Source organism: Bordetella genomosp. 9 (assembly GCF_002261425.1).
Classification (GTDB): Bacteria; Pseudomonadota; Gammaproteobacteria; order Burkholderiales; family Burkholderiaceae_B; genus Bordetella_C.
Genome location: NZ_NEVJ01000002.1, coordinates 686137 through 705566, shown reverse-complemented (window position 1 = coordinate 705566; position 19430 = coordinate 686137). Strand labels below are relative to the sequence as shown.

Here is a 19430-nt window from a genome sequence, read left to right as displayed (position 1 = left end):
CCTTTGGCGTAGAGCGCTGCGCCCAGGGCGATCAGTTTCCCACTCGGGCCTTGATCAGCTCGTCCACGTAGGCCGTGAAGATCGCCCGGGCGGCACCGACGTAGCTGTCCACCAGCTTGCCGACGTGCTCTTGATCGAAGGGCTCCTGCAGCTCCCAGCCGCTGGCGACGTCCATCACCAGAGCCACATCGTCGTCCTGCTCCTTTGCGCGCTCCATGAACTCCTTGAACTCCGCCTTGCTGCGATGCTTGAACGTGATTTCGACTTCAGCGAAGCCTGCGCCCGGAATGGGCATCGGCACCTTGTGCTTGAAAGTAGGCTGCGGAGTGAGCGTGAATTTGATCTTGCCGGCCATGAGATTGTCCTTTGGGTAGGGCGTGAGGTCTTGACTGGGGCGGCCGCGCCAATGAGGGCGGCGCGGCCGAGGTGGGCGCGTGTTTAGGCTTGCGGCGCGGCGTAGCGAACGGGCCGCGAGAGCAAGGAGAACGTCGCCTGCACGGCCATCACTTGCCCTTTGGTCATGGTGGGCGTCTCGTTGAACGACACATAACCGTTGTAGAGAATCACCGAGCCATTGGGAAAAGTGATTCGCAGCGCTCGCACGTCACGCTTCTCGGCGGCGGCTTGCAATGCTTTGTAGCCGGCCAGCGTAGGGTCGTCCGCTATGGTCAGCGTGAACGACTGCGCGCTGGCCTGCGTCGGGATCTGCGACTCGAAGTCGTTCTCCAGGAAGCTGAACGTGGCGAATTGCATGTCGCCGCCCGATGTCGACGTGTCCGTCACCTGGGAAATTTGCGTCCACGCGGTGACTTCCCGCAGCGAGCCCACACCGGTACCGCCGGGGTAGATCGTCTGCGAGGTCGTGTCAGTCCCTTCGAGCGAGAAGGCACCTGTGGTCGAGTCGTCGATGCGGAAGACGCGGTCATTCAGCTTCTGCCAGCCGGACTTTACTTCGATGAGGGCGCCATCGCTGAGGCCGTGCGCGGCACTGGTGGCTACTGCGGGCGCAGCATTCGTCAGCGCGGTAATGTTCTTTACCGCGCCGTAGGCGGTGGCGAGCGCCAGGATGACGCCATTGGGAAGAGATACAGACATGGGATTGCTCCAATCAAGGGACGAAAAAAATCCCACCGGTGGTGGGTTGGATGGTTGTGCCCCAAGGAGGGCAGCGCGCCTGGTTGCGCAGGCGATTCAGAGGGGTTCGAGGATTTCGCTCTCGATTTCGAGTGTGATGGAGGTGGCGGCCGTGTCGGTGACTGACCCCATGCCAAGCGCACGACTGGACGCGCGGGCCGTGAAATAGTGGGCGCCCAGGCCGGGTAACGTGATGCGGAACGAGTAAGGCGCGTCCCGATCGATAGCGGCGCGCAGCATCGCCTGACCCTCGTCATCGATACGGTACAGGTCCAGTTGCAGCGACTGCGGCGCGCGCGCCACGCGACGCTGCCGGGGGACGCCACCAGCGAGTGGCGTAAAAATGGCGGTCTGATACTGCCGCGTCAGAGAGCCGATGGCGCGGACGCCGTGCACCTGCGTGAACGCGAGCGCCTCGTAGGCCTCCAGCGTGAAGACGGAGGGCACCGTGGCCGACATATGCACGGTCGTATGGACCAGAGTTGCAGGAGCGGTCATAGGGCCGTATACCAAATGCTGAAATCTTGCTGCGCACCCCGAAAGCCCGGCGTCTCGTCATTTCGCGCGATATCCGCCCCGGCTGGAACGGCAAGCGTAGGCGGGCCGCACAGCGCAGCCTTAATGCCACGCATGAGGATCGAGGCTTCGCTGCGCTTGCGCGCCCACACAACGACCTGCACGCGGGCGTTTTCCTTGTCCGGCAGCATGCCGTCGATGAACACCGGCTCGACACCACCGACTTTCTGGTAGATCACGAAGGGCAACGGAGTATTGGCAGGAGCGGTATCCGGGAACACGCGCTGGCTCACCAGCGGCCCCACCACCTCAACCATGATGGATTCAAGCATTCTGGATTTCCTGAATCTTCTCCGCCAGGCGTCGGCGTCCAGCCTCAACCGCGGCGGTAAGCTTGGCATCAACCGACACCCGCAGATACGGCTGGCCTGGCACGAACACCGGCACCTTGAGCGGTCGGCTATTGATGGTCACCCACTCACCGGACGGCAGCTTGACGACCGCATGGCGTCGCCAGTATCCATGTTCGACCACCCACCAGTGAGGCGCCTTGCGCTTGTTCACGCCGACAATGTAGGTCTTGCGATCTCGGCCGGAATCGGCTTCGTCGAACCAGCGGTATATGGCGGCCTGCAACGTGCCCATCTGAACGGGCACACGCGCACGCATTTCGTCGTACAGCACCAGTGCCATTGCGTGCGCAGCGGGCCGTACAGCCTCGCTCTTGATACGCTCAAAGAATTCACCGACCTGTGAAACGATGTCTCCTTCGAAGGCAAACGATACGCTGTTCGGTGCATATCTGCGTCCGTTCTTCATGCCTACACCTCCTGGGGCGACAGGAGCCGGCAAACCAAGTCAAGGTACTCCCGGCGGTCCACATCTGGAAGCGTCGCTTCGACGACGTAAACGTCGTCTCCGTGTATTGCGCGCATACCCATGATGATGTCCCTCCGGTAGCGCACCCGGATGCTGACCCTCGCAATGAGCGTGTTCTCGCCAGCCATGATCGTCTTCAAGCCAGACGTGTGCTTGATCGACGCCCAGACAGAGCCTACATCGACCCACAAGGGATCTGGCTCATTCGCTGCGTTCTCTTGCTGTTCCGGTCGCTGCAAGCGCAGACGCCGATTAAGGCTTCCTGCGGCGAGTCCCACGTTACACCCCTACCCAGATTCGGAAAGGCTGAAGAAGCGCACGAGACCCCATAGGCAGTTCAATTGCCGTTGCGCTCTGTTCGGCCAGGACGTCCTCCCTGTTCCGGTACAAATGTCCAAGGATCAAGAGAATGGCCGCTTTTACTGCTCCTGTTACCACGATGGGGTCATCGCCTGCCGTGCCGGCCAGCACAGCGGCTTCAAGCGCCTCTGAGGACTCGTACACTTGGCGATTGAGAAAGGCGATCGCGGCCTCCTCAGCCGCGGCGAGATAGATCGAGATATCTTCCGAGCTATCAGCCCGCAGATGCGCAAGCGCTTGTTGCGTCGTCACGAGCGCCATGTTCAGCCAACCTTGCTTTCGAACCCACCGGCGCCAGCGTCCGACGCCAGATTGGGGGCGGACCCGTTCGCGCCGCTGGACACGCCAGCCGCCTCTTGCCCGCCCGCAGCTGCAGAAGCTCCGTTGTCAGCTAAAGCAGCATTTGGCCCGACGGAGCCGCCAGGACCGCCCTTATCAGCCGGGTCTGTTGTTAGCGGAGATTGAGCCGCTTGAGCCTGCTTGTTGGGCGATTTTTCCGAAGGGTTGTGTTCCGCATCAGCGGCCCTCTTATTGAATGGCGTCGACGCTCGTTTGATTGCCGCACTGGAGGCCCTTCGAGATGCCCGATGCACCGGCTTGTTGTCGCCCTGCGCCAGCCTTACCACAGCCGCGTCACGGGTAATCAGGCCGTTGGCCTCCAGCTCGCGTGCGCGGCCCTCGGACACGGAGATCACTTGGCCTCGGCCGACGTATTCGTCACCATTGTTGAAACCCTTGACGGTGGCGACAACAACTTTATCTTGTATTCCCATCTGCATTCGGGGCCGGTTGCCCGGCCCCGCCTCTTCGGTTCACAAGGGGCGCGGTATCAGCCGCCGGACGGCGCGGCGAAATCGCCGTGCACAAAAGACTCCGGACGATAGACCGCCAGCGCCAAACGCTCCTCGGCCCGGATCGTCACCATGTTCTTGCGGAAGTTGTCGCTGTCTTCCGTCGACACTTCAACCGCAGCGTCTTCCCGGTCGAAGACCTGGGCGGCGATATCGAAGGCGCCGACCAGGAACTCGCCCTCCGCGACCGCGGTCGTATCGACCACGGGCAACTTCCACAGGCGCGGCACGCCCCCTTCGACCACGTTGACCCAGATGTACCGGCCCTGCTCGTCCTTCTGCAGCTCGATGTCTGCCCAGTCCACCGGATTCAGTACGATGCCGCTGGCGCGGTATTCAGCGATACGAACCTGGAGGATCGCACGCCGGATGGTATCGATCTTGGTGTCACCGGCTTGGCGCAGCGCATCGTCGAACGCCGTGGCCTGCGGAATCAGTCCGAGCAGGTTCTGGCCCGTGCCGTCGCCCGCCAGAATTTGATTTTCCTCGACGTACTTCAGTCCATAGATGGCCCGGCCGTTGATGTAGCTTTGCAACAACGGAATATCCGCCAGCACCTGCTTGGATGCCAGGAACCAGTGCGCCAGCGTCTTGACCGTCGTCGTCTTCAGTTCGAACGACAGGTCCGACTGCGGCTTGGCGCCGCCCTCCGCCACCGGCGCGGCCATGTTCTGGTAACCGGACTCCTGCACGAACTCCACCGAGTTCGAGCTGGTTCGGCCCGGCATGATCAGGTCGCGGATTGTGAAAGGACGGTCCGGGCCGCTGATCACCCCAGGCACGCGCGTCGGCTGAATCGCCGCACCGACACCGCCCGTGCCGGTCGTCGCACTGGTAATGCTGGTGACCGCCTTGATGTTCATGCGGGCGATGCCACGGCCCTTGCCGGCCAAGGCCGTAAAGTCGTCGCTGTCGGTAAACTGTTCACCGATCGACTTGACCGATTCGTCGTTGGCAGCCGCTCGACGCGCCAACTTCTGTTCGACTTGGACCAAGCGCTCGGTGAGTTCGACACCGCCCTTGGAAAGCTGCTCGATCACCGTCTTGGTGTCATCGAGCACCTTCCCGTGGGCTTTGATTTCTTCCGAGGCCTTGCCGCAGAAGAGCTTGATTTCCTCGTCGCGCTCGTTCAGCGCCTTGACGATGGCCTTGAGTTCGATCTGGTCGTCCAGACGGCCGGCGTTGTCGGCGCTCTTGCGCCCCAGTTCGCCACGTTGTGCCAGGTTGCTATAGCGACCCATTGCGATTCCTTTAAAAAGTAGGGAGATTGAGCCTGCCGATTTGCTTAACCAGGCCGGCCATGTTGTCATTCGCCTCGCCCCCGGACTCACACCGGTCGAGCAGATGTTTCAGCCCGCGATTGGCGATCACCGCGGCCTGACTCTTCGAAAACCCTGCCTCGCGCAGGATCTGTTCGAATTCGGGAATGGTGGGCAAGCTGCCATGCGCGAGCTTCGACTTGATCGCGTCCACCCGCGCCGCATCGTTCGCCGGGAACGTCACCAGGCTGACCTCCACCAGGTCCAGCCGCTTGAGCGTTCGAACGCGCGTCTTCTCGTCGTAGCTGTCCTCGCGGACGTAGTAGCCAATCGATAGGCCGGAGACGGCGTTCGCCTTCATGAGCGCGTGGGCCTCCGTCGCCCGGGCCACCTGCCCCGTCAACAGCCGCCCATCGACCTTCAGGCCATGTCCATCCTCGGACAATCCGTCGTAGACGCCGATGGGCTCGCCGCTGCGGTGCTGCCACAGCACCGGCACAGGCCGCCCACGATCTTTAATCTCCGCCAGGCTTTCGGCGAACGCACCGGGCGCCACGACTTCGTTGTAGCTATCGACCACCCCGAATACGGACCCGTAGCCAGAAAAAAGGCCGTCATCGGAGACGGCCTTTACGTGCAGATCGAAATCCCTGATCTTTAGGGATGCGGCTTTGTGGTTCATTGGGTTGCTCCCGTGTTCCCGTCGTCGTTCAGCCATGCCGTAAGCGCTGCTCTGGCTTGCTGGTCGCTGCTGCTGGCCTTGCCCAATTGATCGATGGGCAGGAGATTGGACTGCACCGTCAGCACGTCGGCATTGCCGCCGCGCCGCGGCATGTTTTCCTTCTCCCGGCAATCGTCGCGCGAGTAGATGCCGTTTTGGGTCATGACGGAATAGAAGGACGCGCGCGCAGCGCTGTCGGCGCGCAACAGCCCTTCGACCGAGAACTTGGCGTAGAAGACGGAACGTTGACCACTGGGCAGAAGCGACTTCCGGATTGACTGTTCGATCCGCGTCAGCCAGGGTCGCAGTGTGAACGTCAGGAACGCGATCAGCTGCTGCTCGATCCCAGTGCCCCAGCTAGTACTCTTCTCGGTATGCCCGACCATCCACGGAAATACACGGAACCACCTGCAGACCTCTTCGACATTGAAGCCCCGCGTGGCCAACAACTGTGCGTCCTCAGGATTCATCGGCACCTGCTGATACTTCATTCCGGCTTCGAGCACCAAGGTCTTTCCGGCGTTCAACGCGCCCGAGAACCGCGCCTCCATGTCCTCGCGATACTCGTCCCGCTGCTTCCTGGTGAGGATCTGCTCCGTCGAAAGCACGCCACCGACGTTCAGCCCGTTTGCGAAGACCTTCGCGCTCGCCTCGTCAGCCGCCATGGCAGCGCCAAAGACATTGGCCCCGTATCGGATTGTGGACATTCCCAGGACGCCGTCCAGACTGAAGGCGGCGATGTGCCACATGTCCGCTTCGGCGATCTTGCGCTGCTTGCCATCCAGATCCGAGTACGTGTACTCCAATGAGCCGTCGGTGAGGCGCCGCACCTGCATGCGCCACGGCAGCAGCGGGTTCAGGGCCGTCACGCGCACACCGAGCCGCACGATCTCGACAAACGAATTGCCCCAGAGCAGAAGGCACGCGACCAGCATCTCCCAGAACTGCACCGCGGTCATATCAGCATTCGGCTGGAACCTCAGCAGATCATGGAGCGGGTGTTCCGGCGCCTCCACCGGCGCGCCACTGGTCCGCCGGTAAAAATCCAACGGCAGGGTCGCCAGCGTCTCGGCGATCAGGTGCACGCAACTCCAGACGGCGGACACCGTCAGCGCAGTCTGCGCAGTCACAGGCTTTCCGCTGTTGGAGGCACCCACCCAGGCAGACCAGAAGTCGGTGCTGGTCAGGCCCAAGCGCTTGCCCAGCCAAGCGCCCACGCTGGACTTCAGCGACGGCTGTCCCGCCGTCTTGGCCGAAGCGGCAAGGCCGCCGGCCAGGACCTGCATGAATCCACGTTCAGGCATTTATGGCCCTCCGCACGCTGCGGAATAGAAAGCTCGCGATAACGAAGGCCACGAGAGCACCAGTGACAAGGCACCACCCGAGCCCAGCCAGCAAGAACACGCCGGCGCAAAGCATGGCAATGGCCACGACCAGAAGCATGACCAGCACCAGAATGGCAACCTTCATTCGGTCCGCCTCATTGATAGGTTGACGGTCAGACGACAATCGGGTTTCCGAAGAAGCCCGACAAGTCCTCCTGCACATAAACTGCGGCCCGGCTCAACGCCAGTACGGTCGCCACCACCGGGTCGATACGCCCGCGCGGACTGGATTTCTTTTTGTCCGGACGGAAATTTCCGTTGGTGTCGAACAGCAGTGACACATTGGCGGCGGCCGACCTGAGCACCGGATTCGCGCCGTGTCTCATCCGCTTACCGTAGACCAGCTCTTCAAGCCTTTTCGACCCCGGGTACATGCCTGCTGTGTTCTGCGGCACCTCCACCAGCGGGACCCCATCGTCACTGAGCTGATTGACCAGGTGTGTCGCGTTCCACTTGTCATACGCCAGCTCCACCAGGTCATACAGATTGGATGCCGCCAGGATCTGCTTGCGCATGGGCTCGTAGTCGGTGATATCGCCGTCGGTCACCGTCAGATGGCCGCTCTGCTCCCAGGCCTCATACGGCGTTGCATCGTCCTTCGACTGCTCTTCCACCTTGGCCCTCGGGCAGTAAGTCCAGACCAGCACATACCAGTATGGATCGTCACCGTCCGGCGGAAAGACCAGCGCGAAGGCGGTAAGATCCCGCGTTGCCGATAGGTCCATTCCACCGAAGCACCGCCTTCCGCGCAGATCCAGCGGGTCGAATTTCTTGCCGCCCTTGTCCCAGACGTCGAGGTCAATCCAGCCCTCGGCGTCGTTGCACCAGATGTTCAGGTCCTTGGTCTTGAAATTGGCCATCGCGCTAGGTAGCGCGGCCGCCTTCCTCGCCATGGCCCGCATGTATTCCCACGTCTTGGACCGGCCCAGCCCGGGATTCGCCTTCGGCCAATTCTTTTCGGCCAGAGGATCGTCCCCTTCGTCCAGCGTGTAGATGTAGCCAAAGAACGAATCGTCCTGGCGCGTTCCCTCGAGCAGGCTGATCAGGTACCGCCGCACATCCATGCACACGCCATCCAGGATGAAGCCGGCGGTCGTTATCGCTGACTGCATCGGCTGAGTGCGCGAGCCGCGCGCGCTTTCCATGACCTCCCAGACCTCGGGCGTTTTGTGCGCATGCAGCTCGTCGACGAACGTCGCGTGAGGATTCTTGCCGTCCAGCGCGTCCGCGTTCGCTGGCAACGGGCGAAGCTCCGACGAATCGAAGGAAATCTGCTCCTGGTTCTTGCCGTCGTGAATCTTGAAGCTCTTGGCGATGCCTGGCGACTCACGCGCCCACCGTTTCACGTTATCCAGCGCCGGCTTGAAAATCGCCATGGCCTGGTCCCGCGTGGTGGCGATGGTGTAAACCTCGGCCCCTATTTCCCCGTCCATCATGAACATGTAGACGGCCTGCGGCGCCTTCCACGTGCTCTTGCCGTTCTTACGCGCGACCTCCTCGTAGCCAGTCAGGAACCGGCGTAGGCCAGTTTCGGCCCGCAGCCAGCCATACAGCACTGCGGTCCAGAACTTCTGCCACGGATCAAGCAACACCGGTTTCCTGGCAAGCGGTCCGCGAATGTGGACGAAGTGCTGCTCAATGAAGTCGATTACATGCCAGGCGTGCCCGGGACTGAATTCCAGCCCACGCGCCGGTCCGTCCAGCAAGTCCTGGTAATGCCGCGCGACAGCCAGGTACGTCAGCCTGCCGACCAGGATGTCGCCGCGCAAGACCGGAAGCCCGTAATCCGTGTCCCAGACCTCCGCGGCGAGCGGCGTTATCCGTGCGAGTAGCTTTTTCGATCCGCGTTCGCGTGGCCCACCAGGGAGCCGAACGGCAGATCGAGCTGCCCGCCGCCGCCCAGCTTGCTTCGGACGTTCGCGAAGGATGGGATTGTCAGACAGCATTCGGGCAGATAGGTCAGGAGTTCTTTACGCAGGCCCTGCGCCACATAGAAGGCCTGGTGAGGCTGCTCGTAGCCGTTGGGCGTTTTCACCATGTACGAGCCGTCCCCTTCGGCCATTACATTCTCAAGCTTGGCGGTAGCCCGCAGCCAAGCCACGTACAGCTTGCAGACGATCGCCGCGGCAAGCCCGAACGTGGTGTGCTCAATGCCCGCCTCTCGCAGCTGCGCGCAAATGTAGTTCCAGACCTCGATCTCTTCCGCGCTCATGTTGCCGGGCGGCCGGTCCGGCGATTGCACTTGCGAAACCGCAGCTGCCGGCGCCTTTCCGCCGCCACCCGGGATCACCGTCAGGTTCGGAGGGTTGCCGTTCATGTGTGCCTCTATCGCGTTCACCTAAGGAGGTACGCCTTACGCCAATCCTGATGAGAGGACCGTTTGACCCCCCCCCTCCTAAAACTACGCTCCATAAATTCGCAGCTGGGCAGACGGTCTCAGTCGCGAACTCGCGAACTTTCAACCCCCCTACCGTCCGTGCACCGCCGTGTCCCGCCCGCCTGGGCATCAATAGCCATGACGCCGCAGGGCCGGATGCCCGAAGCCGCCGTCCTCCCGCGCCGTCTTGATCGAGTGACAAGACCAGCACAGGCCCTGCCAGTTCGACGTGTCCCAGAAGAGGCGCTGCGCCACCGCGATGAGGTCTTGATTGCCCGCGTCCAGTGCCTGGCCCAGACGATGCGGCACGACATGGTCCGTAAGCCGCGCCTCTTCGATTCGACCTGCTGCGGCACAGTGCACGCAAAGTGGGTTTTGCTTGAGGAAAGTCTGGCTTGCCTTCCGCCACCGGGACGTGTATCCACGTGCGGCCGCACTGCCCCGTGCTTGGTCCTGCTCGCGTTGCAATCGCTGGCGCGCGGCATCATGGACAGGGCAAAGCCCACCACCGCGCACCAATGCCCCACACCCCGGGTGTCGACAAGGACGTGGACGAGCAGTTGGCATGTTAGAAGCCCTGACGCAATTCAACTGCGGGCCACAGCGGGGGACTCGGGCTCATGGGGAAGCCCTGCCGATTGCGCCTACGGGCACTGCCAAACGAAAAACCCGCGCCTGAATCTCTCTCAGGTCGCGGGCTCCGCAGGAATGTAGCGGATTATGGGGGGTCATGTATAAGTTGCAAAAACCCCTCTCTTGCGAAGCTCCGCTTCCCTCGCCCGGCGGGCGTCGATCCATTCGACCACACGCCTGTCCGCACAGCACAGTCGCCGGTGCAGCGTCGCGCGCGTGCACTTTAGCTTTTCCGCGACGACCTGCATGCCGCCTTCCCAGACGTACGCGCCGATTACGGCCCGCTTCAAATCGTCGGGCAGTTGTGCAACAGCGCGATCCGTCTCCAAGGCTTCAGCATTGAACGCGGGATCCGTGTTACGCATGCCGGCGCGGACGTCATCTGTCTGGTCCACGCGGTTCGCGTTAAACATCGCGCCCGCACCATAGGCTCCTCCGGTTCCATGGGCCCAAAGCGCCCACTGCTCGAATCGCCGGTGCACCCACTCGATCCGCTGCATCACGCCACCTTGCCAAAACGCACCTGTTCCTCGATGGCCTGCTGAATTCGGGCACGGTACTGGTCGGTCGTTTCGCCCGCGCGGGCAGGCCCCACCCCGACATCGCGCCCCTTTCGTTCCATGAGCGAGTGCGACGTCCACCAGCCAGGGCCCGACTCTCGTTGTGCCGGCGCGGCCTTCTGGGGCAACTCGATTTCATCTTCCCAACGTGCTCCGTTAAGCCAAGTGGCCGGGTGCGGGATGTACTGCGATTCGGTTCCGGTGACGCGCCAGTATCTGACATGCTGCGGCAGCGCCTCCATGGCCTGCGCCTGCTCGTCTGGTGTCATGCGCGCCCAGGCCTTCTGCGCCGCACGTTTCGCGGTCCGGCGCGGCCATGCGGCCCAAAATTGCTCGAACGAATGCGCCGGCGCCGGGTCTGATTGCTTCGCCCGCGCGGATTTTTCATCTGAGAAGAGCTTTAGAACGTTCATGAGATACCCCGTGTCCCTGATACACCATTGGTTCAATGTCGATTGCTGTGCTGGTGAGATCGGTGCGATGGGCGGAGCACCCCCTACCCATCGCGCTCGACCTGTTGCATTGCCGCGCCGGAGCCGACCGTATGCAGAAGGGCCCACGAGCGGTGTACGCCCCCGTGGTCGGCCAGACTGTCGACGTCCGTACAGACGCCCCTCCCGCGCTCTAGCCTTTCGCACCCACGCTGCTCCCAGGGACCGGTTTGGAGCCATTTCGGAAGGGGTAACCGCGTATTCAGCCTCTTCGCCCCTTCCTACCAATACAGCTACGGAGGTGCGCGACCTGAAGGCCGGATGTGCAACACTTCTCCGTGCTTCCAGAATGGCTGACGCAAAGGATCAGGGCGCCCGTCTGCACCGAGGCGAGAGGGATGATTTATTGGCAGCGCAACCAGGTACACCCTGGCTGGCTCGTGATGGCAATCAAGAATGACAATGATGTCGTCGTCCGGACGTTCGCGTTCAGCACGGCGAAAATCCGTCAGCCGGTATAGCTCATCCCGCGTGAGCGCCCGACTGCCCACGTGATAGAAAGCTGGGCCACCCGGCAATTGCACCATTCGATTGATCGGGGGCACCCAGCGCTTATCGTCTGTCGTCGCCGGCTTCCTGCCGGCGGGCTGGCGAAGTGGCGCAGGCGCGCCGAAAAGATCGGCCGTCATGCGGTGAAGAATCCGGCGGGCAAAGATATGCCCGGCAAACGCGAGTCGCGCCGCATATAGCGGATCGCGGGCCGTCGAGCACCTGCGACGGGCACTCGCCCGCCGTCCCTCAGCAAGCCGGCGGCTTCCAGGCGGCAGCAGGTGTACCGAACCGCGCGAACGCTGATCTGCAATGCCTGTGCGAGCTCGAGCGCTGTATTGCCATCAGTAGCAATAGCATCGAGCATTTGGCGTGCTAAGGGGCCGAGCGTGCCGCGAGGCCTGCCTCCGACTCGCTCTCTCGGACTGACCAGCGGAGCGCTCACGATTCTGCCATCCCTTCGAGACAAGCGACCAGTCGCGCGACCTCTGCTTGAGTTTCCATCGCCTTCTCTCGGATCGTGGCGATCTCCGCCTTGTCGACCTTTCCGTCGGCAAGCGCCGCATGAATGGCCTGCATGTAGTGCCCTACCTGCACGTTCATCGATACGACCTCGGTCAAAACATCCATGTCCGACACGCACTCGTCTGCGCCTGGAACCTTGACCACCACGCGGCCATGCTCGCGGGCCCAAGCCTCAATCATTCGCATATCGCCTGTGACGCCGACTATGCGTTGCGCCTCGGCCACCGTAAGGTGATGGGTGTCGTTGTTCGGGTTGACCTTGTTGCGTAGCACCGCGGCAGAGACGTTCACCCGCGGCCCGAGTGACTCGCTTCCACCGGGGTAGTCGTGGACCGTTGCGTACGCCGCATCAAGGATGTTCATGTGCACTGTCTCCGAACGTATTTACTGATGAGCAGCGCGGCTACGATGCGCTGCAACAGAACAACCGCGGCCGCTAAGGTTTATTTGCGGCAAGTCCAGCGGCATGCGCCTGCCGGGCTTTACGCAGGGCCGCCATCAACTTCGCGTGCGTACTCGCCCGCACCTCCTTCCTTCGCCCTGTCTCTATGTGCGAGATGGCGCCCTGGGAGAGTTGGCACTCTGCTGCAATCGCAGCCTGGGACTTACCCAGGCTGCGCAGTTCCGCGACGACGTCTTTCGTGTCCATGGCGCATTCTAATACTTATGTATTTTTCTCAGCAACCGGAACTTGAATACCGATGTATTAGCTCTGTCCCCGACAATCGGGACATGAGCTCCATCGGCGACCGAATCCGCGAGGCACGCAAATCGAAAGGCTTGACGCAAGGCGACCTCGCTAAGCGCGTCGGACTGTCACAAGGCACGATCGGACATATAGAAGCGGGACGGAACGAAGGATCCCGCTACCTGGTACGGATTGCCGCAGTGCTGGGTGTACGCCCAGAATGGCTAGAGACGGGCCGTGGGGAGACGGCTCCATTCTGGCCATTTCCTGCGGACATAACGCCAGAGGACTACGCGGGGTTATCTACGGATGACCGAGAGGAGATTGCGGCTATCGTGCGCCTGAAACTGGCGCGAATAGCCGCCGCCAAAAGGGCATGACGCCCCGCCCCAGCGGTTCGGCCGCTGGTGGAGGCTGAGCGACCGCGTTATTTGGACAAATCCCGAGTTCTGGACAAAGACCTGACCGCATAGGGCAACGGACCTGCGCCCGCCAAAAATACTTTTGTATTGACCAGGTAAAAATACATCCGTATTATTTCCATGTCGCCTGACCACAGCACATGGAGATACGGTGTGAAAACAGCAACCGACAACGCAGCAACCACCCGTCCAGACCAAAGTTCCGAGCACGAGGACTTCGAGCGCTGGGCGGCCAGCCATTTCGGCGTGCTCACGGTCCGCGAATACAGGGTTGCCCTGGAGTCCTACTTGGAAGGCCGCCGCGAGCAGCGCTCGCATTACGCGAAGCTCCTTGTCATCGCGGACCCCTCCAGCACACAAGGCGCTCCGCACTCTTTCAACGAGTTGGTCCGCCAGGGTCAGGAGCGCAACTGACCATGGGTGCGCACAAACTCGGTTTAGCGCTCCTCGTCGCGGCACTTGTCGGCGCAAGTTTCGTTGCGGGGCAAGTCGTCGGCGCCCGGGACGCCAAATTGTTCCGTGCCTACGACCAGAAGCGGGAGTCAATGATGGCGCGCAGCTGCGGAACGCACGCAACGCTCTGGCGACGCGCTTCCACCGGCCAATACGGGTGCCTTTCAATGAATGCCGATGGCGATTCCGTCATCGCACCGGTATTCGACGCGGCAGTTCTCTCCGCGCGGAGATAACGATGTCCTCCCAGGTCACCCGCGAAGCGCTCCAAGAGGCCATGCGGGCCGCCCGATGCACGGGCGACCTGGACGCGGCGCTTCGATTCCCCGCGCTTCGCATCGCGCTCCAAAACACTGCCGCTGTGCTCCCCGACCTTCAACGTCGCCCGACCATTCTTCGGCCACGCTTTGACGTCAAGCGCGCCCAGGCCGGCGACAGCGACTGATTTACCTCTCTCAAAAGGACCACCATGTCTTCGCCCACCATCGAAGAAACCCTGGGGCACCTGCGCGCGGGCTGCCTCCTTGCCGACCTGCAAAGCAGCCTCGCTTCAGTCGTGCAGGCAGTGGACGCTACCGGTAAAGCCGGAAAGCTGACGCTGCAACTGACGATCAGGAAGGTCAGCCGCTCGGGCGCCTTGGAGATCCTCGACAAGATCACGACAGTCGAGCCCGAAGAAGCACCGCTCACCACCCTGATGTACCCCACCCCCGAGGGCCGACTATCGCCGAGCGATCCGCGACAGCAAGCCCTCGATCTCAAGCAGCTGCCGCAAGCCGGCAGCGCCACCCTACGCTCCATCGGAGGACAGTAAATGCCCAACCCCAACGGCGAATTGACATCCATTGCCGACCCCAACATTGCCGAGACTGCTGCGCGGCTGGCCCAAAGGCCCGAAGAAATCGCCGAGACGGACTTCGGCCGCCTTTTCGCGGTCCCGCACGGCTATCGCCTTGAAACCGACGTCGCGCTAGCCGCACTTGCAGCTACGCCGCCACGTAAGCGGGGAACGGTTCAATTGCGGACTGTCGACTCGTTCGTGCAGTACGTCCTGCAGCACAAGGAGCCGCAGACCCAGATCTACGTCAAGGTGGATGCCGCGAACGCGGCTACGCCGCTTATCGTCACCGCCGTATTCAATGACCATGAGTTCGGGGCCCCGGACACCAGCCCCGGGTGGCAGGACTTCCGTGCAGTGTTCACGCCCGCCGCCAGCCCCGAATGGAAAACCTGGATGGGAAAGAACGGCGAGAAGATGTCCCAGGTCGAGTTCGCCTCGTTTATCGAGGACAACATCCACTGCTTCGCTGGCTCGGACACCGATGGCGGCGCCGGATTCCCAACCGGGGGAGAAATGTTGCAGATGGCGCTGGCGTTTGAGGCGTCATCGGACAAGCGCATCCGGTCCAATGTTCGGCTGCAGTCAGGCGGCATACAGCTGGAGTACACCGACAAGGACGACGATGCGACAGTGACTCGCATGCAGGCCTTCGAGCGGTTCCGCCTGGGCCTGGCTCCATTCTGGCGCGGCGACGCTTATCCGCTTGAAGCGAAGCTCCGATATCGCCAAGCCTCCGGCACCCTGGCGCTCTGGTATGACCTGGTCCGCCCAGACCGGCTGGTTGACCATGCGGTGGACGAAGTTCTGGCTCAGATCGCGGAAAAAACGGGTATCACCCCGCTCTTCGGGACGCTCGGCCAATGACCTCAACCCGCAATGGCTTTCGGCTGATTGGACTATGCGGGCGCGCGGGCGCCGGCAAGGACACATGCGCCGACCTCATGGCAGCCGCCTACGGCTTTTCGAAGATTGCATTCGCCGATGCATTGCGGGCTGAAATTTCGCGTTCGTTCGGTGTAGACCCCCGCGATCTCAGCAACCGGATCACAAAAGAGCAGCTCACACATGCATTGGCCATCGGCCGGTCCGACGATGCGCGATTCATCCACCTGATGGCATCCGCCGGTGTGTGCATATCCGCGCCGCGGTCTCCCCGCCAGATCATGCGGTGGTGGGCGACTGAGTACCGGCGCGCCTTGGATGGCGAAGAATACTGGACTCTGCTGGCCCATGACGCCATCGATTCACTGATGCGGCGGGGCGTACGCCGGATAGTCGTCACCGACGTCCGCTTTTCGAACGAGGCTTCGTTCATCAAGCACATGCGGGGCGAGGTGTGGCGCGTCCGGCGCGCTGTCGCCGACCAAATCCCAGGTAATCATCGCAGCGAGATCGAACTTGAAGCGATATCGCCGGCCCATGTCGTACATAACGATGGCGACATTGCGGCGCTCATGCGCGAAGTTCATGACTTGTGCACGCGTGGCCGCCCGACCGCAGAGATTCCGCAGGCGCAACTATGAGCACGCGTAAGGCAGACCGCAACGCCGAAATCGTGCGCCGCCGTGAGGAGGGGCAGACATTCCCAGAAATTGCCGCGGCGATTGGCATCACGGCGCACCGTGCGAGAAACATCTACGTCAATGAGAACGGCGGGCCCCAGGCACTTGCTCAGACTGCTCTCGCCCGCGCGCACGCGGATGGATTCACCGTCGAGCTCGAAAACACGGGGAGGGCTTGGACCTGCATCGGGCATGGTGTCAACGGGAAGGCGACGACCCCGACAGGCGCGTACGGCCGTTGGAAGCAAGCTCACGCCAGACGCAATGCGGCCCAAGCCCGCCAGGCACAAAGGCAGTCTGCGCCTGCGGCAGCCCCCCTTCAAGTTGTTCCGCCGCGCCTTCCGCACCCTCATACCCCGCTTACCCTTTCGAGCGCGCTTCGCCTGAATGGGGCAAGGGCAGCGGCATGCCAGCCTCCCGTCAAGTCTATAGCCAGCAGCATCCCCAGCAACACCGACTTCGGTGATTCACTCCCTTATCTCGATAAATAGCGAGAGGAAATCATGGCAAAGAACAGCATTGATGCCTACGGCGCCAAGGGCAAAGGAAACCTACTCTCATTCGATCCTGACGAGCTGGTGCTTGTCACGGACGAGGCCAATCCACTGTACGACTCGCGCGTGCATCTGCCGCTCGATGAAAACATGGTGCGCAATATCGATTATCAGGGCGTCCTGGTACCGATAGAAGTCACCAAAAATCCGGAAACTGGCGATATCGAGGTCGTGACTGGCCGGCAGCGGGTGAAGAACTGCCGTGAAGCGAACCGCCGACGTCGTGAGCGCGGAGAGGCGGTGCGGCTGATCCCGGGCTTTGTCCGCAAATTGAGCCTGCGGGAACGCGCCCTTGTGCTGTCCGCTGCAACAGCCAGCGAGAACGCTATCCGACAGCAGGAAACACCAATCTCTCGCGCGGAAAAGATGGCAAAACAACTCTCCCTCGGGCGTTCCGAAGAGGACATCGCGATTCTTTTCGGCGTCAAGCCACAGACCGTCCGAGAATCGCTTCAGCTACTCGAATGCTGCGCCGCCGTCCAGAACGCCGTCGACGCCGGCAAGATCCGGCTGGCCCATGCCAAAGCACTCGCGCGGATGTCGCCCGAGGAACAGCGCGCCAAAGTCGCCGAACTGATCGCGGCTGGCGAAGGAGTCAAGCCCCACGAGCGGGCCCGACGCCAGGCCAAGGTCATCGACAGCAACAAGCCAAAGGCACGCACCAAGAAGGAAATCACACAAGCGATCGAAGGGTCGACTGGTGAGGCGTTGCATGCCCTTCGTTGGGTGCTGGGGCTAGAGCCCACCCTGCCCCGCCTTGCCGCCACCGCTCAGGACGCACCATGAGCAACCGCCACCGCCAAGCCCGGCGACACAGGGCAATGCTTAAGCGCATCCCAGTATGCGCGCCGCTCCGCGACGAGTTCTCCATGCTACTGCACACCTCGCTGTGGTGCCTCGATAACCAGCCCAACAGCGAGGCGTTCAACAACCTGTCGCGAATCTTCAACATTGTGGGCTTGGCGCTCGAAAACGACTTTCGGCATCAGCACGAGGCAAGGCTGATCGCGGGCGGGGCTTCGGCGCTGAACCAAGTGCTGCGCAAGGTCGAGGCCGGACTGAAGCTGTCCGAACACGAGTCGGCGCCGATTCGCGTTGCCATCAATTCCATGGACTCCCTACTCGGCCGGTTGAGCGTGACTGACCTATATCTTGCGATGAAGCGTCTGGACCGAATAGAAGACGAAAAAATGCAGGAGGCAGCATAGTCATGCGCGACCGCCCCATTCTGTTCAGTGCTCCCATGATCCGGGCAATCCTGGCCGACACGAAGACCCAGACGCGCCGGGTTGTGAAGTCGATGATGGACCGCGATATCGGCTGCCCGTTGGCACCGTGTGAGCTGGCCGGCGAGATCAATCGTGGGGAATATCGAAACAGCCCATACGGCTATCCCGGCGACCGCCTGTGGGTGCGTGAGGCGTTCCGATTCGCCGCAAGCCTGGACCGCCTTTCGCCTAGCGACGTAGGCGAGAAAGCGCTTGACGCCGGGTACAGCACGCCATGGGCACCGACCCAGTTTGAGGCCGACGGCGCCCGCGCCGGGGCGTGGATCGGATTCGACACGCCGCCCACTATCACTGCTCCTGGCAAGCTGCGTCCTGGCATCCACATGCCACGCTGGGCAAGCCGCATCACGTTGGATATTACCGGAGTACGCGTGGAGCGGTTGCAGCAAATAACGCCAGCCGACGCTCACGCCGAGGGAATTCCGGTCCGGGGTTGTCTTAGCTGCGGCGAGCCAGAGCCGTGCGGGTGCAGCTTTCCACATTCCGCTTCGATAGATGACTTCCGCAATCTCTGGCGGGATATCAACGGGGCAGGCTCCTGGGAAGACAATCCCTGGGTGTGGGTGGTGGAGTTCGGGAGGGTCAAAAGGTGCTAAGCCGTCTCCTTCGCGGCCCACGGCAACAGCCGGATGGCCTGAGCTATGTCGACCGCTCTTTCTTCGATGCTATCGATCACCAGCTCGCGCCTGTCCATGTTTGCATAGTGCTCGGTCCAATCTTCCAGAGTTCGTTTGAGTCTGACCGTCTCGCCGACGATAGCGGCGACCAATTTCGACTCACGCTCACCAAGATGAATCAGTTGAGCGAAATTCGCTTGCGCTGCAGGAGTCAACAATCGACTGGCCGTGAAGCGGAGAAACGCGATGTGCCCGTCGTCATTCCGGCTTCCGGGCGGATCGCTCCGGATGCGTGCGAGCGCGGCCGGCAATTTCTCTGCAGCCACGGCCACCGCATGCAATTCGAGCTCAAGCAAAGCGCGGACCGTATCGCCCATCAGTCGGCTCTCATTTGCGCGACGTCTCGCGTCCGCCGTTCCAAGCCAGAGCGCGATGATCGACGCCGCTCCGGTGGCGATGGCGGAGGCCCAGTTGGCCGCAGCGCCGCTGACTTGGATGGCTGTTTCGAACGCGGTCATTCCCCTCTCCCAAGGTTGAACCGGCGCCGATCGTACCGCTCCCCCTCCATGCCCCGCAACACCCTACCCCGCCTCGCCGCGCAACCGATCTTCAATGGCCGCATGCATCAAGGCATGCACTTCCTCGGCAACGAATCCGGGATCGAAGCTCTTATCGACGCCGCCCGGAATATCCGTCCAGACGGTGCAGTGAAGCCGTGCGCGGCCCTTCCAGACAATGTTACTGCCCTCGATCGTGAATTCCACCTGGTATTCGATATCGCGCCCCGACTCGGACCGATAGGTTCCTTCCAGCATGTTGCGCTC

The 19430-nt window shown here is 62.1% G+C and carries 31 protein-coding genes; 10 read left to right on the top strand and 21 right to left on the bottom strand.

Annotated elements, in window-relative coordinates; all coding sequences use genetic code 11:
* Positions 1-31: 31 nt before the first annotated feature.
* From CAL26_RS09270 to CAL26_RS28865, 19 genes are all read right to left on the bottom strand, one after another.
* Complete coding sequence (locus CAL26_RS09270; protein WP_094846590.1) at positions 32-355, bottom strand: phage tail assembly chaperone; 324 nt, start codon at positions 353-355, stop codon at positions 32-34.
* An 83-nt stretch (positions 356-438) separates the two neighbouring features.
* Positions 439-1095 (bottom strand): phage tail protein, encoded by a 657-nt coding sequence (locus tag CAL26_RS09265; RefSeq protein WP_094846589.1) that lies wholly within the window; start codon positions 1093-1095, stop codon positions 439-441.
* Positions 1096-1191: 96 nt separating this feature from the next.
* Positions 1192-1632, bottom strand: a complete 441-nt coding sequence (locus CAL26_RS09260) for a hypothetical protein (protein WP_143277384.1) — start codon at positions 1630-1632, stop codon at positions 1192-1194.
* The gene (locus CAL26_RS09255) at positions 1629-1982 is read right to left on the bottom strand and encodes a DUF3168 domain-containing protein (protein WP_094846587.1); all 354 of its coding nucleotides are present in this window, start codon (positions 1980-1982) and stop codon (positions 1629-1631) included. Before CAL26_RS09255 ends, CAL26_RS09260 begins: the two co-directional genes overlap by 4 nt.
* A complete protein-coding gene (locus CAL26_RS09250) occupies positions 1975-2469 on the bottom strand; it encodes an HK97 gp10 family phage protein (protein WP_094846586.1) in 495 nt (164 codons plus the stop codon). Before CAL26_RS09250 ends, CAL26_RS09255 begins: the two co-directional genes overlap by 8 nt.
* Before the next feature lie 2 nt (positions 2470-2471).
* Entirely contained in the window at positions 2472-2807 is a 336-nt protein-coding gene (locus CAL26_RS09245; RefSeq protein WP_094846585.1) for a phage head closure protein, read from the bottom strand.
* A gap of 1 nt (position 2808) precedes the next feature.
* Positions 2809-3150, bottom strand: a complete 342-nt coding sequence (locus CAL26_RS09240) for a head-tail connector protein (protein ID WP_094846584.1) — start codon at positions 3148-3150, stop codon at positions 2809-2811.
* 2 nt (positions 3151-3152) lie between these two features.
* On the bottom strand, positions 3153-3662 hold the full coding sequence (locus CAL26_RS09235) for a hypothetical protein (RefSeq protein WP_143277383.1): 510 nt from the start codon (positions 3660-3662) through the stop codon (positions 3153-3155).
* A gap of 56 nt (positions 3663-3718) precedes the next feature.
* The gene (locus CAL26_RS09230; protein ID WP_094846582.1) at positions 3719-4981 is read right to left on the bottom strand and encodes a phage major capsid protein; all 1263 of its coding nucleotides are present in this window, start codon (positions 4979-4981) and stop codon (positions 3719-3721) included.
* Positions 4982-4991: 10 nt separating this feature from the next.
* Entirely contained in the window at positions 4992-5681 is a 690-nt protein-coding gene (locus tag CAL26_RS09225; RefSeq protein ID WP_094846581.1) for an HK97 family phage prohead protease, read from the bottom strand.
* The gene (locus CAL26_RS09220) at positions 5678-7024 is read right to left on the bottom strand and encodes a phage portal protein (protein WP_256988256.1); all 1347 of its coding nucleotides are present in this window, start codon (positions 7022-7024) and stop codon (positions 5678-5680) included. The genes CAL26_RS09225 and CAL26_RS09220 overlap by 4 nt, the downstream gene beginning before the upstream one ends.
* On the bottom strand, positions 7017-7190 hold the full coding sequence (locus tag CAL26_RS28305) for a hypothetical protein (protein WP_179283300.1): 174 nt from the start codon (positions 7188-7190) through the stop codon (positions 7017-7019). Before CAL26_RS28305 ends, CAL26_RS09220 begins: the two co-directional genes overlap by 8 nt.
* Positions 7191-7218: 28 nt before the next feature.
* Complete coding sequence (locus tag CAL26_RS09215; RefSeq protein WP_256988255.1) at positions 7219-8874, bottom strand: terminase large subunit; 1656 nt, start codon at positions 8872-8874, stop codon at positions 7219-7221.
* 47 nt (positions 8875-8921) lie between these two features.
* Entirely contained in the window at positions 8922-9422 is a 501-nt protein-coding gene (locus tag CAL26_RS28590; protein WP_094846578.1) for a P27 family phage terminase small subunit, read from the bottom strand.
* A 189-nt stretch (positions 9423-9611) separates the two neighbouring features.
* Entirely contained in the window at positions 9612-9791 is a 180-nt protein-coding gene (locus CAL26_RS28585) for an HNH endonuclease (protein ID WP_232338165.1), read from the bottom strand.
* A gap of 419 nt (positions 9792-10210) precedes the next feature.
* The gene (locus CAL26_RS09200; protein WP_094846577.1) at positions 10211-10615 is read right to left on the bottom strand and encodes a hypothetical protein; all 405 of its coding nucleotides are present in this window, start codon (positions 10613-10615) and stop codon (positions 10211-10213) included.
* Entirely contained in the window at positions 10615-11088 is a 474-nt protein-coding gene (locus tag CAL26_RS09195; RefSeq protein ID WP_143277381.1) for a hypothetical protein, read from the bottom strand. The genes CAL26_RS09200 and CAL26_RS09195 overlap by 1 nt, the downstream gene beginning before the upstream one ends.
* A gap of 1008 nt (positions 11089-12096) precedes the next feature.
* Complete coding sequence (locus tag CAL26_RS09185; RefSeq protein ID WP_066660905.1) at positions 12097-12543, bottom strand: phage regulatory CII family protein; 447 nt, start codon at positions 12541-12543, stop codon at positions 12097-12099.
* Positions 12544-12616: 73 nt separating this feature from the next.
* The gene (locus tag CAL26_RS28865) at positions 12617-12829 is read right to left on the bottom strand and encodes a helix-turn-helix domain-containing protein (protein WP_066660906.1); all 213 of its coding nucleotides are present in this window, start codon (positions 12827-12829) and stop codon (positions 12617-12619) included.
* A gap of 17 nt (positions 12830-12846) precedes the next feature.
* Here CAL26_RS28865 and CAL26_RS28860 point away from each other — a divergent pair, with 17 nt between their 5' ends.
* From CAL26_RS28860 to CAL26_RS09135, 10 genes are all read left to right on the top strand, one after another.
* Positions 12847-13248 (top strand): helix-turn-helix domain-containing protein, encoded by a 402-nt coding sequence (locus tag CAL26_RS28860; protein WP_143277380.1) that lies wholly within the window; start codon positions 12847-12849, stop codon positions 13246-13248.
* A gap of 195 nt (positions 13249-13443) precedes the next feature.
* The gene (locus CAL26_RS09175) at positions 13444-13704 is read left to right on the top strand and encodes a hypothetical protein (protein ID WP_094846574.1); all 261 of its coding nucleotides are present in this window, start codon (positions 13444-13446) and stop codon (positions 13702-13704) included.
* 2 nt (positions 13705-13706) lie between these two features.
* Entirely contained in the window at positions 13707-13979 is a 273-nt protein-coding gene (locus tag CAL26_RS09170) for a hypothetical protein (protein ID WP_094846573.1), read from the top strand.
* Between the two features lie 2 nt (positions 13980-13981).
* Entirely contained in the window at positions 13982-14188 is a 207-nt protein-coding gene (locus CAL26_RS09165; RefSeq protein ID WP_066660912.1) for a hypothetical protein, read from the top strand.
* A 24-nt stretch (positions 14189-14212) separates the two neighbouring features.
* Positions 14213-14557, top strand: a complete 345-nt coding sequence (locus CAL26_RS09160) for a hypothetical protein (protein ID WP_094846572.1) — start codon at positions 14213-14215, stop codon at positions 14555-14557.
* On the top strand, positions 14558-15448 hold the full coding sequence (locus CAL26_RS09155; protein ID WP_094846571.1) for a DUF2303 family protein: 891 nt from the start codon (positions 14558-14560) through the stop codon (positions 15446-15448).
* The gene (locus tag CAL26_RS09150; RefSeq protein WP_094846570.1) at positions 15445-16107 is read left to right on the top strand and encodes a hypothetical protein; all 663 of its coding nucleotides are present in this window, start codon (positions 15445-15447) and stop codon (positions 16105-16107) included. Before CAL26_RS09155 ends, CAL26_RS09150 begins: the two co-directional genes overlap by 4 nt.
* 542 nt (positions 16108-16649) lie before the next feature.
* Positions 16650-17486, top strand: a complete 837-nt coding sequence (locus CAL26_RS09145) for a ParB/RepB/Spo0J family partition protein (RefSeq protein WP_094846569.1) — start codon at positions 16650-16652, stop codon at positions 17484-17486.
* 83 nt (positions 17487-17569) lie between these two features.
* The gene (locus CAL26_RS09140; RefSeq protein WP_143277378.1) at positions 17570-17908 is read left to right on the top strand and encodes a hypothetical protein; all 339 of its coding nucleotides are present in this window, start codon (positions 17570-17572) and stop codon (positions 17906-17908) included.
* A 2-nt stretch (positions 17909-17910) separates the two neighbouring features.
* The gene (locus tag CAL26_RS09135; protein ID WP_094846567.1) at positions 17911-18585 is read left to right on the top strand and encodes a hypothetical protein; all 675 of its coding nucleotides are present in this window, start codon (positions 17911-17913) and stop codon (positions 18583-18585) included.
* On the opposite strand, the gene CAL26_RS09130 is transcribed toward CAL26_RS09135, so the two are convergent.
* Complete coding sequence (locus CAL26_RS09130) at positions 18582-19124, bottom strand: hypothetical protein (protein WP_094846566.1); 543 nt, start codon at positions 19122-19124, stop codon at positions 18582-18584. The genes CAL26_RS09135 and CAL26_RS09130 overlap by 4 nt on opposite strands.
* A 63-nt stretch (positions 19125-19187) precedes the next feature.
* Positions 19188-19421, bottom strand: a complete 234-nt coding sequence (locus tag CAL26_RS09125; protein ID WP_094846565.1) for a hypothetical protein — start codon at positions 19419-19421, stop codon at positions 19188-19190.
* Positions 19422-19430 lie beyond the last annotated feature (9 nt).

Excerpts from the sequence above, each read along its gene's own strand:
- CAL26_RS09225 (WP_094846581.1), bottom strand. The coding sequence starts at position 5,681 with ATGAACCACAAAGCCGCATCCCTAAAGATCAGGGATTTCGATCTGCAC.
- CAL26_RS09195 (WP_143277381.1), bottom strand. The coding sequence starts at position 11,088 with ATGAACGTTCTAAAGCTCTTCTCAGATGAAAAATCCGCGCGGGCGAAG.
- CAL26_RS09240 (WP_094846584.1), bottom strand. The coding sequence starts at position 3,150 with ATGGCGCTCGTGACGACGCAACAAGCGCTTGCGCATCTGCGGGCTGAT.
- CAL26_RS28590 (WP_094846578.1), bottom strand. The coding sequence starts at position 9,422 with ATGAACGGCAACCCTCCGAACCTGACGGTGATCCCGGGTGGCGGCGGA.
- CAL26_RS09250 (WP_094846586.1), bottom strand. The coding sequence starts at position 2,469 with ATGAAGAACGGACGCAGATATGCACCGAACAGCGTATCGTTTGCCTTC.
- CAL26_RS09270 (WP_094846590.1), bottom strand. The coding sequence starts at position 355 with ATGGCCGGCAAGATCAAATTCACGCTCACTCCGCAGCCTACTTTCAAG.
- CAL26_RS09145 (WP_094846569.1), top strand. The coding sequence starts at position 16,650 with ATGGCAAAGAACAGCATTGATGCCTACGGCGCCAAGGGCAAAGGAAAC.
- CAL26_RS09165 (WP_066660912.1), top strand. The coding sequence starts at position 13,982 with ATGTCCTCCCAGGTCACCCGCGAAGCGCTCCAAGAGGCCATGCGGGCC.
- CAL26_RS09260 (WP_143277384.1), bottom strand. The coding sequence starts at position 1,632 with ATGACCGCTCCTGCAACTCTGGTCCATACGACCGTGCATATGTCGGCC.
- CAL26_RS09140 (WP_143277378.1), top strand. The coding sequence starts at position 17,570 with ATGCTACTGCACACCTCGCTGTGGTGCCTCGATAACCAGCCCAACAGC.
- CAL26_RS28305 (WP_179283300.1), bottom strand. The coding sequence starts at position 7,190 with ATGAAGGTTGCCATTCTGGTGCTGGTCATGCTTCTGGTCGTGGCCATT.
- CAL26_RS09130 (WP_094846566.1), bottom strand. The coding sequence starts at position 19,124 with ATGACCGCGTTCGAAACAGCCATCCAAGTCAGCGGCGCTGCGGCCAAC.
- CAL26_RS09220 (WP_256988256.1), bottom strand. The coding sequence starts at position 7,024 with ATGCCTGAACGTGGATTCATGCAGGTCCTGGCCGGCGGCCTTGCCGCT.
- CAL26_RS09160 (WP_094846572.1), top strand. The coding sequence starts at position 14,213 with ATGTCTTCGCCCACCATCGAAGAAACCCTGGGGCACCTGCGCGCGGGC.
- CAL26_RS09200 (WP_094846577.1), bottom strand. The coding sequence starts at position 10,615 with ATGCAGCGGATCGAGTGGGTGCACCGGCGATTCGAGCAGTGGGCGCTT.
- CAL26_RS09150 (WP_094846570.1), top strand. The coding sequence starts at position 15,445 with ATGACCTCAACCCGCAATGGCTTTCGGCTGATTGGACTATGCGGGCGC.
- CAL26_RS09135 (WP_094846567.1), top strand. The coding sequence starts at position 17,911 with ATGCGCGACCGCCCCATTCTGTTCAGTGCTCCCATGATCCGGGCAATC.
- CAL26_RS09185 (WP_066660905.1), bottom strand. The coding sequence starts at position 12,543 with ATGAACATCCTTGATGCGGCGTACGCAACGGTCCACGACTACCCCGGT.
- CAL26_RS28860 (WP_143277380.1), top strand. The coding sequence starts at position 12,847 with ATGTATTTTTCTCAGCAACCGGAACTTGAATACCGATGTATTAGCTCT.
- CAL26_RS09230 (WP_094846582.1), bottom strand. The coding sequence starts at position 4,981 with ATGGGTCGCTATAGCAACCTGGCACAACGTGGCGAACTGGGGCGCAAG.
- CAL26_RS09170 (WP_094846573.1), top strand. The coding sequence starts at position 13,707 with ATGGGTGCGCACAAACTCGGTTTAGCGCTCCTCGTCGCGGCACTTGTC.
- CAL26_RS09265 (WP_094846589.1), bottom strand. The coding sequence starts at position 1,095 with ATGTCTGTATCTCTTCCCAATGGCGTCATCCTGGCGCTCGCCACCGCC.
- CAL26_RS09155 (WP_094846571.1), top strand. The coding sequence starts at position 14,558 with ATGCCCAACCCCAACGGCGAATTGACATCCATTGCCGACCCCAACATT.
- CAL26_RS09235 (WP_143277383.1), bottom strand. The coding sequence starts at position 3,662 with ATGGGAATACAAGATAAAGTTGTTGTCGCCACCGTCAAGGGTTTCAAC.
- CAL26_RS09125 (WP_094846565.1), bottom strand. The coding sequence starts at position 19,421 with ATGCTGGAAGGAACCTATCGGTCCGAGTCGGGGCGCGATATCGAATAC.
- CAL26_RS09255 (WP_094846587.1), bottom strand. The coding sequence starts at position 1,982 with ATGCTTGAATCCATCATGGTTGAGGTGGTGGGGCCGCTGGTGAGCCAG.
- CAL26_RS28865 (WP_066660906.1), bottom strand. The coding sequence starts at position 12,829 with ATGGACACGAAAGACGTCGTCGCGGAACTGCGCAGCCTGGGTAAGTCC.